14 protein-coding genes are annotated in these 15687 nt (G+C 42.0%); 2 read left to right on the top strand and 12 right to left on the bottom strand.

The window, feature by feature from the left end:
• Positions 1-102 precede the first annotated feature (102 nt).
• From QH73_RS04135 to QH73_RS04125, 3 genes are all read right to left on the bottom strand, one after another.
• Positions 103-753 carry an HAD family hydrolase gene (locus QH73_RS04135; protein ID WP_039717395.1) on the bottom strand — a complete coding sequence of 217 codons (651 nt, stop codon included), beginning with the start codon at positions 751-753 and terminating at the stop codon, positions 103-105.
• A gap of 72 nt (positions 754-825) precedes the next feature.
• The gene (bcp, locus tag QH73_RS04130) at positions 826-1302 is read right to left on the bottom strand and encodes a thioredoxin-dependent thiol peroxidase (RefSeq protein ID WP_039715335.1); all 477 of its coding nucleotides are present in this window, start codon (positions 1300-1302) and stop codon (positions 826-828) included.
• A 138-nt stretch (positions 1303-1440) separates the two neighbouring features.
• The gene (locus QH73_RS04125; RefSeq protein WP_374189013.1) at positions 1441-2175 is read right to left on the bottom strand and encodes an ABC transporter permease; all 735 of its coding nucleotides are present in this window, start codon (positions 2173-2175) and stop codon (positions 1441-1443) included.
• 338 nt (positions 2176-2513) lie between these two features.
• On the opposite strand from QH73_RS04125, the gene QH73_RS04120 reads away from it, so the two are divergent.
• On the top strand, positions 2514-3290 hold the full coding sequence (locus tag QH73_RS04120; RefSeq protein WP_132866603.1) for a tectonin domain-containing protein: 777 nt from the start codon (positions 2514-2516) through the stop codon (positions 3288-3290).
• Between the two features lie 27 nt (positions 3291-3317).
• Positions 3318-5390: a right-handed parallel beta-helix repeat-containing protein gene (locus tag QH73_RS04115; RefSeq protein WP_132866600.1), complete on the top strand. Its 2073-nt coding sequence runs from the start codon at positions 3318-3320 to the stop codon at positions 5388-5390.
• A gap of 6 nt (positions 5391-5396) precedes the next feature.
• Here the strand turns inward: QH73_RS04115 and QH73_RS04110 are convergent, their stop codons facing one another.
• The 9 genes from QH73_RS04110 to QH73_RS04070 form a co-directional block, all read right to left on the bottom strand.
• Positions 5397-6821: a hypothetical protein gene (locus QH73_RS04110; protein ID WP_132866597.1), complete on the bottom strand. Its 1425-nt coding sequence runs from the start codon at positions 6819-6821 to the stop codon at positions 5397-5399.
• A 34-nt stretch (positions 6822-6855) separates the two neighbouring features.
• Positions 6856-8082: a glycosyltransferase family 4 protein gene (locus QH73_RS04105; RefSeq protein WP_039715332.1), complete on the bottom strand. Its 1227-nt coding sequence runs from the start codon at positions 8080-8082 to the stop codon at positions 6856-6858.
• A 68-nt stretch (positions 8083-8150) separates the two neighbouring features.
• Positions 8151-9383 (bottom strand): glycosyltransferase family 4 protein, encoded by a 1233-nt coding sequence (locus QH73_RS04100; protein WP_039715331.1) that lies wholly within the window; start codon positions 9381-9383, stop codon positions 8151-8153.
• Between the two features lie 40 nt (positions 9384-9423).
• Complete coding sequence (locus tag QH73_RS04095; protein ID WP_052290006.1) at positions 9424-10182, bottom strand: FkbM family methyltransferase; 759 nt, start codon at positions 10180-10182, stop codon at positions 9424-9426.
• A 56-nt stretch (positions 10183-10238) separates the two neighbouring features.
• The gene (locus tag QH73_RS04090; protein WP_039715330.1) at positions 10239-10880 is read right to left on the bottom strand and encodes a class I SAM-dependent methyltransferase; all 642 of its coding nucleotides are present in this window, start codon (positions 10878-10880) and stop codon (positions 10239-10241) included.
• Positions 10881-10882: 2 nt separating this feature from the next.
• Complete coding sequence (locus tag QH73_RS04085; protein ID WP_039715329.1) at positions 10883-11998, bottom strand: glycosyltransferase family 4 protein; 1116 nt, start codon at positions 11996-11998, stop codon at positions 10883-10885.
• Positions 11999-12073: 75 nt separating this feature from the next.
• Positions 12074-13318, bottom strand: coding sequence for a glycosyltransferase (locus QH73_RS04080; protein ID WP_052290005.1), 1245 nt, complete (start codon positions 13316-13318; stop codon positions 12074-12076).
• Positions 13319-13337: 19 nt separating this feature from the next.
• The gene (locus tag QH73_RS04075) at positions 13338-14417 is read right to left on the bottom strand and encodes a glycosyltransferase (protein WP_039715328.1); all 1080 of its coding nucleotides are present in this window, start codon (positions 14415-14417) and stop codon (positions 13338-13340) included.
• Positions 14418-14465: 48 nt separating this feature from the next.
• Complete coding sequence (locus QH73_RS04070; protein WP_039715327.1) at positions 14466-15629, bottom strand: glycosyltransferase family 4 protein; 1164 nt, start codon at positions 15627-15629, stop codon at positions 14466-14468.
• Positions 15630-15687 lie beyond the last annotated feature (58 nt).

Raw genomic sequence — 15687 nt, 5'->3', positions numbered from 1 at the left:
AAAAGTAGAAAGGGGAAAATGTATTTCTATTCAGGCTTTTGGCTGCTATTTGCAGGCAAATTACATGTGAAACAACTTATTACACAAAGATAGTTATTTGTATTATCTGCTGCCTAATAGTCCCCAAAGTTGGGAGTCGGTAAAATCAGGAATAGCTAGCATTGCGCCTAGATCGTCAAGCTCGTCTGCTGTTTGGGAAGAGGTGATGCCTACTGTGGGTATTCCTGCACCCACAGCTGCACGAATTCCCGAGGGAGAATCTTCAAATACAAGCGCTTGTTGAGCATTGAAGCCAAAATAAGCCAGTGCGTAGAGATAAGGACCAGGATCGGGTTTTGCCATGCCGATTTCTTGCGAGACAAACACTCGCTCGAATCTGTGTTCTAAGTTCAAAACGCTCAACATGTGCTTAGCGTTTTCTGAAGGAGCATTTGTGACTACGGCTTGTTTGATTCCCCTTTCATCAGCCCAAGCAATCACTTCTAGTAGTCCTGGTATTGGTTTCAATTCTGCCGCTAGTTCCCGAAACTCTGCTTCTTTGCGATCGCTAAATTTTATCACCTCTTCTGAAGAGAATTCTGGAAACAATTCTTGCACGATAAATGGATTCAGCCTGCCACTCATGCGATTTTTATAGAACTCTTCATCGATCTCTATACCATGCTCTTGCAAAAGTGCTTGCCATACACGGAAGTGTAGCGGATCGGTATTGACAATTGTGCCATCGAGATCGTAAAGAATCGCTGCTAGCATGGTCATCGTCCGGGAAGGCTGAGGGTTCGAGCCAAGCTTAACATATCTTAATTGGAATGAGTGTGCGTTCTCTTACATCGTTAATTCTCGCAAACGATTGAGAACGGCGATCGCGTGACCTTTGGCTTTGACTTTTGCCCAAGTATGAGCGATAGTTCCATCAGGTGCGATCGCAAAAGTAGAACGTTCGACACCCATATACTCCCTACCCATAAACTTTTTCAATCGCCACGCTCCATAGGCTTCAGCAACCTGATGTTCGGGGTCGCTCAGAAGTATAATTGACAAATTATGTTTGGCAATGAACTTACAGTGAGACTGTTGAGAATCGACACTCACGCCGACAACCTTCGCCCCCAGGTTGCTAAACTCCTGCGTATAATCGCTAAAGTCCTTTGCTTCCGTCGTACATCCAGGCGTATCATCTTTAGGGTAAAAGTAAAGTACCAGCCATTGTCCGGCAAAATCAACTAAGCTGACCAAGTTACCATCTTGGTTGATAGCAGTAAAATTTGGTGATATTTGCCCTGGTTGAGGGATATCGGTCATAAATTGGATAAATGCGATCGCCGTCCTACATCTTCGAGTAGTTCCGCATGAAAAGCAAGTCTTTTAATTCATCTCATGCAAAGACGCAAAGTTGCCAAGATTGCTTTGCGCCTTCGCATCTTTGCGAGACATCATCTCTTAAGCCCCCATCCCAGAATACTGCTTTAATCCCCGTCGCCACAGCCAACGATTTAAGCCGAAAAATAGCGCGCACCAACCTACTGTAATTAAAAAACCCCGCCCTACATTTTCTGGTAAACCCACGATTAAAGACGTAGGAAAATGAATCAGATAGGGAAAAGGAGTCCATAGAACGATATCGCGCACAATTGACGGAAACGTCTCCAAAGGTGCAATTAGACCCGAGAAAAACAAGTAAAACAGAAACCAGAAATTTTCAATTGCATTTGCTCTTTCCGTCCAAAAAGCAAACAAAGCAAAAGTATATTGGATCAGAAACCGCAGAGTAAAAGCCAGCAGAACGGCAATTATAAATAAGATCGAACTACCCAAACTCGGTATCCAAAAGGCTTGCGGATAGAGGAAGAAAAACAAACCGACAAGGGCGATCGCAAATGGTAAGCGAGCAAATCTTTCAGAAATATGAGAAAATACATGATGCCATACTGGATCTAAAGGTTGAAGCAAGCGAGGAGATAGCCGTCCTTCGACGACTTCTTTCTCAAATTCCCAAATGACCCACACCACAGTAAACTGTCGGATCAGAAATACCGTGAGGAAATAACGCGCAAAGTCTATAGGCGATAAGCCGAATTGTCCGCTTTGAGCTGCTTGCGTCCATACCCCCATTAAGATCAGCGGTAGGCTACCAGACAAAGCCCATAAAAATAGCTCTGCCCGATATTCCAACATATAAGCGTAATATGAGGTGAGTAAGGTGGCGCTAATCCGCAAGACGCGCGTTATTTTTTTGCCGATCGCCTGAAATTGATTAATTTTAGAGTTTGATTGCCGCAGATTTGCCATTTTGAGTCTCAGTTGAGTGCGATCGCGCTTTTCTCTCTCGATCTTATCTGTAACAACTGCGATCGTAGCTATGGCGATCGCAACACTCGACTAGGAATCGATTATAAAATATCTCTTATTTTTTTTCTTCTGCAAGGACAAGTATCTGATGATAGATATATAAAGATGCGATCGAAATAGCAAATTTTTCCACCATACAAATCATATAATTCAATTAACCATCTATGCGTTTTCAACTGGGACGAACGATTTTTAAAATCATTGTTTTGTCATGTTTAGCATCCGTAACTACCCAATGCGCAGATCGAGCAACATCGGTACAGAAGCAGTTTCCTGGGGTGTGCGCAAAAGATCTTGGAGTTGGCAATAATACTTCTGCGTGGATGGTAGGTTGCGGTAAAGCAAATGATGCTGGTGATTTTTACTTGTTTACCTGGAACGGTTCTAAGTGGGATATGATGACAGGTTTTGGTAGCGACATAGCAGTCGAACCAAATGGTACTCCTTGGATAACTAACTCCAGCGGACAAATCTATAGAGGTAAAGGTAATAATCAATGGGAACAAGTTGCAGGTTGTGCGAGGGATATTGCAGTAGGAAATGACTCTGTTTGGGTACTGGGTTGCAAGCAAGTTGGAGCTAAGGATTTTGAAATTTTTTCTTGGCAAAACTCACAATGGAATCAAGTTGAAGGCGCTGCTGCACGCATAGCAGTCGAACCGAATGGTACTCCTTGGATTGTCAATTCCAGCGGACAGATTTACAAACGCAGTGGCAACAGTTGGCAACAAATTTCTGGTTGTGCAAAGGATATCGGAGTCGGAGAAAATGGCTCAGCTTGGATACTAGGCTGTAAGCCAGCTGGCGCTGGTGGTTTTGAAATACTTTCGCGCCAAGGTTCTAAGTGGACGACACTCCCTGGTGCTGCTACTGGCATCGCAGTCGAACCGAATGGTACTCCTTGGGTAATCAGCATCGAGGGAAAAGTTTTTCGTTTATAATTCCTCACTCTTTACCCGTACTTGTATTTGCACCACCTAGTTAAAACAATCAAAAATTTATCCAGCACTCAAGTATTCCGTGAATACGATGGCACTAACTTTCAGCCATTTCAACATAAATGTACTCCGAGCTATGGCTTCACGGGCGATCGCATGAATAAGTTTAGAATTTTATTGTTTGCCACTGGTATTCTGATCAGCTTCAGTATATCTGCCTCGGATCGCTCTCATAATCCGCATGGATATTTACTCAGTAGTTCGCCACTCGATGCTGCGAATATTACTCTTGAGTATTTCGTCGCCCCAACAGGTTCAGATAATAATCCCGGTACGCTGGAGCAGCCATTTCAAACAGTGCAAAAGTGTGCTAATGTCGCTCAGCCTGGTGACTCCTGCTTATTAAGAGCTGGAATTTATCGCGAAACAGTTCGCCCCGCAAATTCAGGGACATCATCGACGACACCGATAACATTTGCAGCGTACAACAAAGAGGACGTAACGATCTCCGGTGCGAATCCGGTTGAGGGATGGCAGGTGTTTCGCGGTTCTATTTTCCGTGCGAATGCGTCTTTACCCACAAATAGATATAACGATACGGGCTTTTTTGCCAATCAAGTGTTTGTCAATGGGGAGATGATGCCGGAAGCGCGGTGGCCCAACACGGGAAGAGATCCGTTGCGTCCGAAACTGGCGGGTGGTGGCGTGAAAAGCCAGGGTGGTAATGCGGCGATCGTAGAAAACGCTGAAATTCCCAATTTAGCAGAAGGTTGGGCTGGTGCTACGGTATGGACGAATGATTGGTATGTTACCCGCACGGGGACGATAACAGGTGGTACGGCAGGAAAGCTGACGGCACAAATGACTGCCCCTTGGGATCGAGGTGGATATTGGTTCTATCTAGTTGGCAAGCTGGGGCTGCTCGATAGCGAAGGCGAATGGTTTTATGATGGTAGCGATCGCACCCTCTATCTTTGGACTTTAGGTGGTACAAACCCTAACTCAGTAGAGGTCAAGCAGCGTAATTTTGCTTTCGATCTGGGCGATCGCTCTTATATCGTACTGCGTAATTTGAAGCTTTTTGCCAGTACAGTGACTACCAGTGATGCAAGCCAAGGTATCGTGATGGACGGCATCCGCGCCAAGTACGTATCGCACCACATGACCCTACCACCATTACCGAAGTCCGAACAAGCGCCTAACTCTGATGATGGTTTAATCGTTGCATCTCACGCACACGACACTGGGATTCAATTGCGGGGTAGCAAGCATACGCTGAAAAACTCAATCGTGGAATGGAGTTCTGGCAATGGCGTATTGTTAGAAGGCACGGGACACAGAGTGACGAATAATATTATTGCTAACAGCAATTACATGGCATCTTACGCCGCCCCAATCCGCATTAATGGTACTGGTCACCGGATTACTTACAATACAATCGAAGCAGCTGGACGCGATGCCATCAGTTTTGATTGGCATACTGCAGGTTTTGATGGTAACAAAATCGATATTGCTTACAACGATATCTCTCGCTTTGGCATGTTGAGTACCGACTTGGGAGCAATCTATATCTGTTGCTACGTTAATCTTGCAGGTGGAGCGATTCATCACAATTGGATTCGAGATACTCAAGCATTCAGTCCGTTTTGGGGAACGCGAGGCATCTATTTAGATATTGAAAGCTACAACAGTACAATTCACCATAATGTTGTATGGAACATTACAGGGGGCAAAGATAGCTTTTATCTAGTCGCAGGTAGTCCGCGCGGATACAATCGGATTTTCAACAATACGTTTCTCGGTTCAATATATACAGATAACACTGTTGAAGCTCGCAACAATATTTTTCGGAGTTCGACGAGTATAACTGCCAGCCAACAGTCTCACAATTTATTCCAGTCAACCGATCCAAAGTTCACCAAAACTACAACAACAGATTCAAAATCTCTCCCAGATTTCACTTTGCAATCTGGTTCGCCTGCGATCGATGCAGGCATGGCAATTACTGGGGTGACAGATGGGTTCGTGGGTAGCGCCCCCGATATCGGGGCATACGAACGGGACGCAAAAGTTTGGAAAGCTGGCTCTAGAGTGCAACGGTAAAAATGGCTAGATAATTTTTCTTGTCATCTGTGATAGTTGCCTTTTCTCATGCCATCGCAAACCGATTAAAGCAGCGATGGATAGCATAAAACCTGGTTCCTCCATTTGAGTTAGAAAAAAACCATAAACCGCTACAGTCAGTACGAGAAATCTACTTAAATCGTCTAAACAAAGGTTGCGCCACACAATGAAGCCAAGATACAAATAAGTTCCTAGTCCAAACCAACCTAAATCTCCCCAAATACCCGCCCAACTGAATAAAGGAACGTACAAAGTTGTGGTCATAGCAATCCAATTGCCACGGATAAACTTCCAAATCTCGTCATAAAAAGGAGGATCTGTCGCTCCTAATGGGCTTAATAGGCTCCAATATTCTTTAATTGACCACCCGCCTAATCTACCGAGTGTATGCCCTGGTCCCAGACCAAATAACCAATTTAAGGGCGATCGCCAGTGGGCGAGTACCATATGAATTCCTTGCATTTTAACGGCAAGTCCGCCAGTATCAGAAGTCTCATATACATCCGAGCGGGAAAACCAATATTTATACACTTCAAAAGCTTCTAGATTATATGCAGCCCAGACAAAAGTAGCGAGCGCCAGAATGATACAGGTCGCATACATCAAAAACTTTTTCACATTCTGAGTTTGACTTAGACCTAACAGCATCCATGCTAATACTGAAGTTAACACTACCTGTTTTGTGTCAGAAAGTAATATCTGATAAACTGCGCCAACCAACCCTAACAATCTCAGCCACAATGGTAAAGATTTGACATAGAAAAAAATATATAAAGCAAAGCTAACTGACACTGCGGCTGACACGTAAGCACCAGCCCCTGTCATAAAAAAGACTCCTTGAACCCCATCTGTAGCATCTTGTTGTCCTCGATCGACACTGCGTAAAGAGGAGTCAGCAACCGCAGCTAGAAGCCCCGCACTTAAGAGAAACTTCTGAGCAATGGCTAAAACTAGATTAATGCAGGCAGAGATGACAAACCATTTTTTCCATTGTTGCAGGGTTGCTGATGATACAGGTATGGCAACCATTGCCAACAAAAATATGAAAGGTTCGCCAAGAATTAAAAAATTAAAAATGACATTGACTAACCCTGCATTATTAACGAGAGCGCTGACGAGCATAGATCCGAATAGAGTGAGAATGCCGATTAAAAGCGCTCTGACGATCGCGATTTGCTTGCGATCGCGACTGCGGCTAGACACTAATGCCACGACAACAGCAAATCCAACTGTGGCAAAGTGCAAAAAATTAAGAACTGAAGGAGCGCGAGTTAAGGTACAGAAAATTCGAGAGTAAAAAGCAGTAGCAAAGGCAAAAAATATGAGAAACGAACTCTTAATAATTCGCTTCTTTTTTGTTACGGTTGTAGTGCCGATTGCTAAATCCATGTTTTGAGGCAAAGGTGGCATCTATTCATCTCCCTGCATCGCTAAATATCTAGAGTTATCGATTGAAGCTTTTCACTTTAGATGTAGAGCGTTCTTGGCGTTTGTCTCCTAATTTCTCAAAACTAGATTGTACTTGTGGTAAGATACCTACCTGCGATTGACTATTTTGCGCGATCGCCGAGTAAAAATCTAGATAACGAGCAGCTACATCTGATTTAGAAAAACGAATGTCTTTCGATGCTTTGTTCAGCGGTTTTTCTAAAGCATGAATTATGGCTTGAGAGAGATTGATCGCTGGATCGCCTTGCAGCTCGAAGTAAATACAACGAGAAGAACCAATTTCTCTAAATATCGGTATATCCGAACAAACTATCCTACAGGAAAAATGGAGAGCTTCTGCTAGAGGTAAACAAAAACCCTCCTGCGACGAAGGAGCAACAAACATTTTACAGTGTTGATATAACCAACATAATTCACTATCTCTAATAGAGTCAAGTAGTAAGACTCTCTCTTGCAGGGATAGCCGATCGATTAACTGATGAAGTTTTTCGGTTTCAGGACCATTGTTACCAACAATAACTAATTTGGTTGTATTGTTTAAATCTTTGTTATTAATTAAAAATGAAAATGCTTGAATTGCTATGTCGATATTTTTATTTTTGCGATGCTGAGCAACACACAGTAAAAAAGAATCGCGCTCGTCGATCGGTAATTGGTTTGACAAACGCTCGGGCGCTCGCCCTAAGCTTACGTAGTTATAAATCACAGTGACAAGCTGGCGAGAGTGCAGATTTGGGAAATACGATTTTAAACTGTTCAAAGTAGATTTAGATACGCAAGCAAGACCGTCGCTATTTGTGATGCATTGTTTCAGAAACAAACGGTTAAAAATTGCATTTGGATACCCAAAAACTTCAGGATTTTCGTAAGGATATAGATCGTGAATTGTAGAAACTACAGGAGATGAAAACAGCGATCGCAGAAAGGGCAAAGGAAATGACATGTAAACTAAGTCAGGCGAGAGACGATTAGCTAGTTTCGGTAAACCAAACAAAAACCACATGTTTCTCGCCAATGCAGTATTGTCAAGATCTACGTCAATTAAATCAATTTTTTTTGAGCTAAAAAATGTTTCAAAATAATGCTTTTGCCATGTTCCTACAATCAAACTCACTTGAGTTACTTCTTTTGTATCCGCTAGGCATTGAGCTAGATTTGCGGCGTGTCTGCAAACACCAGTTGGTTTTGCAGGTCTGTGTAAGGCAGCAATGAGAATGTGCATATCGAGATGTCCCTATGAAATGTGTATTGAGAATAAGATCGATCGGTTTGTTGCAGATCGACCATTAATCAGTTTGTCTGCGACAAAACATTCCTATATAACTGATTCAAATCTTTGCCGACAATATTCCAGCTATAGTTTTTACTGACTCGATTTCGTCCGGCAAAACCCATACTCATTCTCAATTCCGGATCTTGAGCTAAGTGAATCATGCTTGCTGCTAAGTCCCGTACTGCTTGGTATGGTTCGAGAGCTGGAACTTTAAAACCAGTTTCATCTGTAACTTGAATTGCTGGTCCTCCTAAATCCAGACAGAGAACGGGACGACCTGCTGCCATTGCTTCCATGCATACCCATCCTCCAGAATCGTGTAGACTGGGATGAACTAGTACGTGGCAATCTCCTAAGAGGTCTAAAGCTTTTTCTCGCGGTAATTTGCCCCAAAATTTGACTTTACGATCGATGCCTAAATCTTGTGCCAAAATTTGCAGGCGATCGCATTCCGGTCCTTCTCCAACAATCCAGTACTCTGTATTGGGTAGATTTGCCTGAGCGAAGGCACGCAGTCCCAAATGAAAGCCTTTCCAGTGTAGGAGTCTACCGATACTGATAAACTTGACTGTTGGTTCGTCAGACATTTCATATTGACCGAGATGTGCTATGTCTTCCTCAGATAATCCTGATTCAGGTAGAATCTGCACTTGTCTTGCACCCAGTTTGTAAAGTCGCGCGGCTGTATCTTGAGTTGTTGCTCGGACGACAGTAGTGTTCTTAACAGTAAGATGTACAAATGGATCTATTTCTCCCAACTTGCGCACTAAGCTACGGATAATTTCATAAATTTTGGCTTTGAAGCTAAAATCTTGCCAGAAAGTGATTGGTGCAGACTCTCCACCCCCCACTGGTCCCCATACGAGAGGAATTGGTAGTAGGGACAGAAAGCAAGGATTGGAGTATTTTACAAAAGTAACGTGGTGGCTCAGGTCAAACTCAATTTCCTGATGCAGGCGACGAGCAACAAAATAGGCTTGAATTTGCCACAGATAATAATGCAGTTGTATTCCCCCAGATTGTCCCCATCGACGACTATCGTGCCAAAAGGGGAGGGTGAAATAAATGAAGTGAAGATTGGGGATAGGGTTGCGTGCTAGTTCTGCCTCGATCGCGTCCCGGCTCTCATCCGGTCGTGTGAGTACCCAGACTTCATGATACTTGGCAGCCTCTCGAACAATATTCCAACCAACACCAGGTTCGGAACCCATACCTGGTTCGCAGGAGTATGCAGATATTAAAATTTTCATGGTCGGGAATTGAAAATAAAGGAGTTAAAGTTTTTGCACGTTAGCAATGAGAAGGCTGAAAAATAAAATTGCAGATATATGTTTTTCCTAAAGAAGCTAAACCCGCATAATTTTCGATGTTTTGGTGTTCTTTAGGAGAGAACTCATCCAAACTCTTCAGCTTACCATCTAGCAGGAAGAAACCTTGATAGCCTAAATTCAAAACTTGAGCGAATATCTCGAAAATATCGCGATCGGGATGATGTTTCTGCTCGATTTCAATCAGAAGATTTGGGCGTTGAGTTAACAGTAAATTTTTAGCTCCGTCAATTGTGGCTGCTTCATGTCCCTCTACGTCAATTTTGATAAAACCAACGTTTGTATGACCTTGTTCGTCAAGTCTTTTTAATGGAACTTGATATGTTTTACTCCCTTGAGGAGTAGCTTTTGCTTCCAGGCTTCCAAGTTGGTCGTATAAAAAGTTATCGACAAGTGGTATGGATAGATTTGCTTGTCCTTCTCGATCGGAAAGAGCGATCGCGTAAACACTTGTATTTGAGCGAGCCGATTTAGTAATAAATTCTGCTAATTCTGGATTGGGTTCGTAGGCAAAAACATGACGTGAGAGCCGAGCTAGAAAATAAGTGTAAATACCTTTATTTGCCCCAATATCGATACTATTTTTCTGGCGATCGACCAGCGATTTCAGAAATTTTAACTCAGGCTCACCTTTACGATAGTGCATCGCCGCCATTAAGTGAATGACAGCCGAGGGAGGCAATGCTTTTCTAACTAAGTCTTTTGTAGACATTGCAATCATTTAGCTACTCTCTCCAACTCTTACAATTCCGTACGTTTATACATCTAAGCTTGCATTTATGATTTCTCTGCCGTTATTAAGTAACTCCCATACAGTGCCAGAATCGGAAAATTTTCACTTAGTAAACGAGATACCTTGCCGCTGCCAAAAACTTGCACTTTTAAAAAACCAATTTGCTTTAATTTCTGTTTCAGCTCAAATGAATAATGTTCTGAGACATGAGCACCTCCTATCACGCTACCGCCGGACAATTTTAACAGTAGATAATTTGGGTTTGGTGTTGTGAGTAATAATTTACCTTTTGGTTTCAGCAAACGGTAAAACTCCTGAAGAGTTCGCTCTATATCTTCATCATATAAGTGTTCGATAAACTCACCAGCAACTATTCCATCAACAGATGAGCTTTCCATTTTTATATCAGTCGAGTACGAACAAATCTTTTGTTTGTATATTCCAGAAGGTATTTTTTTCAAACTACTTTTTAGGCAGTCTAAGCCGAAGAGCTGTAATTCGCTATTTAATTCTTTTAGAACTTTTCCACCTCTTCCTGTGTTGCAGCCAACATCTAATACAGTTTTAGTATGAATAGATAGGTGACGAAAAAACTGCTTGTATCGATCTATGGTAAAAGTATCAGTTTCATGAAACTCCTGCTCCTGATTAAGTTCCTCGTAGCTTTTGGTATTTGAATCAATCATAGCTATTTTCTCCTTGTCAATAATTGTTCGTAAACTTGAGCAACTTGCTCTGCTGTTTTTTTCCAGGTAAATAATTTGACTCGATTCAAACTTTTGTCAATCAATTCTTTGTAGTAAATAGAATCTTTGTGCAAATGCATCACTGCATCTGCAATTTCCGTAGCACTATTCGGATTAACTAAAATCCCTGCATCACCAACGACTTCAGGCATAGCAGAGATGTTTGAAGTAATGACTGGAGTACCGCAAGCCATTGCCTCTAAGATAGTGATACCGAACCCTTCATGTAGTGAAGGTGCAACTAGGACATCAGCAGCATTATATAACTGTATTAGGGTAGATTTTTTTGGTTTGCCAAAATATTTAATCCATTGACTTAAGTTATGAGTTTGAATAAAATCTTTTTGCTCGTTGGTAAAATCTGCTCCTACTTTCCAAAATTGTATTGGCAAACCTTTTTGAACTAAAATAGCTACTGCTTGTAAAATAGTAGAAATATTTTTTCGGGGATGATTTACGCCAACATTTAACAGACAAAATGTCTCAGCTCGAATTTCCTGTCGATCGCGAAACGACTCAACTTCCACTTTGGGTAAAGGTCTGAATATCGCTTCAACCGCATTAGGAATAACACTAATCCGGGCTGGCTCAATATCTAATATTCGGGTTGTATCTTTAGCAGTTGCATGAGAAACAGCAATCACGCGATCGGCATATTTCATGCCTTTGACAGCATAGAGCCAAGCACTTCTACTAATGAGCGGTAATTGTACGGAACCTTGAAGATTATCCCGGTGGAAAAAGTTAATCAGATCGTGACAAGTGACGATCGCGGGTTGACCAGTTTGCTTTAACCAATAGACAAGATGAGCGTCGCAAGGTTCGATAATATGAAAAATATCTGCTGTTTGTTGTTTAACTTTACGAGGATAGCACCAGAAACGTTCGTAGTACTTCCGCACCCTGAGCGAAAAAGACGAACTACTGCGATCGAAAGAACGCGGTGCTAATTCAATAATTTCCCAATCTGGACGGACAGCTCTAAGTCCTGAAATTAGACCGTTTGTATAAACATCAATGCTAAATTCAGCCATTGTTCGCGCGATCGCTACACGCATTGTTCAACCTCTATCAGTTATCAGGTATCAGGTATCAGGTATTAATTGTTAGTGGCGAGTGAGTCGTGAGTTCATTTAATTACGACTTGCGACTTGCGACTTGCAAATTGAATTTTCTCCACTCTCTACTTGCTGCTTCAGAATTGTCTGCCAAAGTTGAAACGATCTTCGTGCAATTTGTTCGTGCGAGTAGTGTTGCTGAACTCTATTCAAACAGTAACTTTCTACTTCTTGTCGCCAACTTGGTTCGCAAATTAAGCGCTCTAAAATTGCTGCTAGTCCATGTGCGTCTTCTTCTGGAAATACCAAATCAGATCGCCCGATCGCGTGCGGAATTTCGCCAGAGGTAGAGCCGATAACAGGAACCCCCATTGCCATTGCTTCAATTAAGACGTGACCGAACTGTTCTTTCCAGGTGGGAGTCGTGCGTGAGGGAAGTACAAGTACGTCAAATTGAGCGATCGCCATTGGTGCTGCTTCATGGCGTACTGCTCCTCTCCAAGTCACGAAATCGGCAATCTGCTGCTTCTCTGCTTCCTGACGGAGATCTGCTTCACTAGAACCAGAGCCGCAGAGAATGAGGCGGCAATTGAAACCACGTTGCCGCAGTTGGCGGACTGCGGCAAACAAAATGTCTATTCCTTTTCCTGCTACCAGTCGCCCCAGAAAACCAATCTGGAACTCTTGATTGGTGCGATTATTGCGTTCGGTTGGTTGAGGCGCAAATAATTGAGTATCTACTCCCATTTGGGGCATAATTGCGATCGCTCCATTGTACCCCCACTGATGTAATAAATTGGCTCCTTCATGGTTGCCAGCTATGATTGCGCTAGCTGTATTCATCACAAACTGTCGCACCCAACGCCGTAATTTTGGTAGGTGGCGATCCATATTTTCCCAACCGAATATAATCAATTTCTTGCCTGTCAGTCGCGCCCAAATTGCTAGCTCAAGCGCACAAAGGGAGAAGACTTCTGCTTCGACTTGTACGATATCGGGTTGAAAATCATTGAGGACTTGCCAAACTCGCCAAGGTGTGTAGAAGTAAGCACCGCCACGACCTGCAAACAATACGGGTGCGCCATAAATCTGAATTTTGGAGTACGGTCGCTCTAATTGCAGTCGTCGATTCCATTCCAATGCTCTCCAATTAGTAGGAGCTAGTAAGCCAACATCAATTCCTTCAATTTCCGCGATCGCTTGAAGTTTTCCCTGATTTACGCCTACGACATAGGCATGGCTGACAAAAAGAACGCGCAGGCGAGAGTGATTTTTACCTTCTTGTTTTTTGCTGTTAATAAAATCATCTAGTATTTTCATCGATTTATATGTTTAAAAATTATAGTTTGCTACCGAAAACTGTTGCTGGACTTACCCGCGACTGAATTTTTGTAATTATCCAAGCGATCGCTTTAGGGCGAAAATGCGGTGCGTATAGCCAAGTAATAGCCGGTTTTGCTAAGGCTACAGGCATGAATCCCACCCAGACAAACCAGAAACTATAGATAGTTTGTTTTTGCCAATTAAAGTGAGAATATTTCCAGAGCGAACGAATTCCCTTATAAACAAGTGAGAGGGAACGATCTGAGGGAATCGGATGATTTTGAGGATCTAACCGTAAGGAAATAATGCGCGACCACAACCGTCCTATAGCTCTTTGTTCTAAATCTTTTGGTAATTTATATCCCAGTCCATTTGCTTTTTCTGATAGAAGAGAATAGTTTTGTAAATCGTGCCGAACAAATCTCTGAAAGCGATCGCCTGTTACCGTAGTTAAAGCCCACTGATTGCTATTATGAATTCGGTAAACACCCAAAGGTTCTTCAATTGCTGCCACTTCTCCATAAAAAGGAATTGAGATCGATAAGTAATCGTCAGCTGTTAGTTTATATTCATCAGGAATTGGAAAGACTTGTTCTAGTGCTTTGCGATTGAGTGCATTGCCACTAGTAGGCGTGCTAGCATAACCACCAACTTCTAGTAAATTACGCCATACGTCGCCACTAGATAGTGATGTACCTTGCGGACAGGAATATCCGAGAGGTTGGCTGAAGGTATCGACTACATTTAAGCGGTAATGGACTTTAGCTAATTGTGGTTTCCAGATTGCAGCTATACGTTCGACGGCGTGAGGGAAAAGATAATCGTCAGAGTCGAGAAAGATAATAATCTCGCCTTTGCTGATGGCAAACCCACTATTGAAAGCTGCTGCTTGTTTACCATTTTCTTGCAGTATGGGAATAATTTTGTTACCGTAACTAGCAATAATATTACGGGAATTATCTGTCGAACCATCATCGACCACAATAACTTCTGTATGAGGATAAGATTGGCTCAAGGCACTATCAACTGCTTCGGTTAAAAAGCGATCGTAATTATAGTTGTTAATGATAATGCTAACTAGTATTTCAGTTTTCATAAACATAATACTTAATAGAAAATATCTTCATTTCTCAAATATCAAATTTTAAAATATTTTCTCTCTCAGTAATTGCTTGACTGTCTGCCCAGCCACCTCCCAATTAAGTCGTGTCTGATATTCGTTAAAAGCAGAGAGCGCCAAAGCTTTATACTCTTTATAGTTAGTAAATAGATGAACTATATATTTACAGTACTCTAAAACCTCAGCTTCTTTGTCAAACAACTCACCATTTAATCCTGTTTTAATAATTGTCGGAATTCCACCTACTTTAGTAGACAAGCAAGGTACACCTAGTGAATTAGCTTCGCACAAAACAATTGGCGAACAATCAGCTAGTGAGGGCAAAATTAGAAAGTGAGACTCGCCAATGAGTTGCTGAATTCTCTCTTTTCCTTCGCGAGTCGATTTACTAATAAAACCTAAAGGCTTAACAAAACTAGGTAAAGAACCTTCCGCCACAGGTTGAGAACCAATCACAGTTAGTTCTGTATTCAAACCTAGATTATTTAACTGATAAGCTACCTTCAGTGCAACGTCTCCTCCCTTACGAAACCAATCAACTCCAATAAATAACAACTTGCATCGAGTTAAGGGTCTAGAATCAATTAAATCTTTAATTTCGTAAAGGGTTTTGCTATTTTCAATGTTTGCACCAAAAGGTACAACCTTCACTTTTGCTGGATCGGCTTGGTAAAATTCAATAGCCTTTTGAGCTGCCCATTCAGATGAATAAATTGCCAGCTTAGAATTATGAATAGCTGCTCTCTCCATTAGATGTCCGTTTTCGACTGACTCATGGCAGAGATTACTATATTGGGGGTAAAAATCTATGATATTAGCAAATGTAGCATCTGCCCAGAAAACAATTGGCTGCTGGCACTCAAGATATGCAATTGGATTAATCGTCGCACTAAACACAGCATCTACTCTAGTTTCAGACAGTTTTTTAGAAATCTGATTGGCAAAACTACGAATTGTCAAAGGTTCTATATTTTTTATGTATCTTTTTTGGAAAGCGTCGTAGTAATGGCGCTTGCTCTTTTGTAAAACTTGCAACGAGAAACTATTTTTTAAAGGACCAAAATACTCGATAGATACAGATTGTTGTTTAAGCGATTGAGCAATGTAATAGCCCGTACCTGACCATTCATTGATACTAACTGCGCCTAAGTCCTGGGCATTATACGTAGTTGTGTAAGCTAATTTCATGGTGTTGGTTTTCTGTATCAAAATTTTTCGGCACTCATGATTCTTGATATTTTGAAGG

Source organism: Scytonema millei VB511283 (assembly GCF_000817735.3).
Lineage (GTDB): Bacteria > Cyanobacteriota > Cyanobacteriia > Cyanobacteriales > Chroococcidiopsidaceae > Chroococcidiopsis > Chroococcidiopsis millei_B.
This window is presented reverse-complemented; position numbering and strand designations above follow the sequence as displayed.

What these genes read in the sequence shown, in the direction of transcription:
- QH73_RS04135 (WP_039717395.1), bottom strand. Translation starts at nt 753, where the DNA reads ATGCTAGCAGCGATTCTTTACGATCTCGATGGCACAATTGTCAATACC.
- bcp (WP_039715335.1), bottom strand. Translation starts at nt 1,302, where the DNA reads ATGACCGATATCCCTCAACCAGGGCAAATATCACCAAATTTTACTGCT.
- QH73_RS04125 (WP_374189013.1), bottom strand. Translation starts at nt 2,175, where the DNA reads ATGTTGGAATATCGGGCAGAGCTATTTTTATGGGCTTTGTCTGGTAGC.
- QH73_RS04120 (WP_132866603.1), top strand. Translation starts at nt 2,514, where the DNA reads ATGCGTTTTCAACTGGGACGAACGATTTTTAAAATCATTGTTTTGTCA.
- QH73_RS04110 (WP_132866597.1), bottom strand. Translation starts at nt 6,821, where the DNA reads ATGCCACCTTTGCCTCAAAACATGGATTTAGCAATCGGCACTACAACC.
- QH73_RS04105 (WP_039715332.1), bottom strand. Translation starts at nt 8,082, where the DNA reads ATGCACATTCTCATTGCTGCCTTACACAGACCTGCAAAACCAACTGGT.
- QH73_RS04100 (WP_039715331.1), bottom strand. Translation starts at nt 9,383, where the DNA reads ATGAAAATTTTAATATCTGCATACTCCTGCGAACCAGGTATGGGTTCC.
- QH73_RS04095 (WP_052290006.1), bottom strand. Translation starts at nt 10,182, where the DNA reads ATGATTGCAATGTCTACAAAAGACTTAGTTAGAAAAGCATTGCCTCCC.
- QH73_RS04090 (WP_039715330.1), bottom strand. Translation starts at nt 10,880, where the DNA reads ATGATTGATTCAAATACCAAAAGCTACGAGGAACTTAATCAGGAGCAG.
- QH73_RS04085 (WP_039715329.1), bottom strand. Translation starts at nt 11,998, where the DNA reads ATGCGTGTAGCGATCGCGCGAACAATGGCTGAATTTAGCATTGATGTT.
- QH73_RS04080 (WP_052290005.1), bottom strand. Translation starts at nt 13,318, where the DNA reads ATGAAAATACTAGATGATTTTATTAACAGCAAAAAACAAGAAGGTAAA.
- QH73_RS04075 (WP_039715328.1), bottom strand. Translation starts at nt 14,417, where the DNA reads ATGAAAACTGAAATACTAGTTAGCATTATCATTAACAACTATAATTAC.
- QH73_RS04070 (WP_039715327.1), bottom strand. Translation starts at nt 15,629, where the DNA reads ATGAAATTAGCTTACACAACTACGTATAATGCCCAGGACTTAGGCGCA.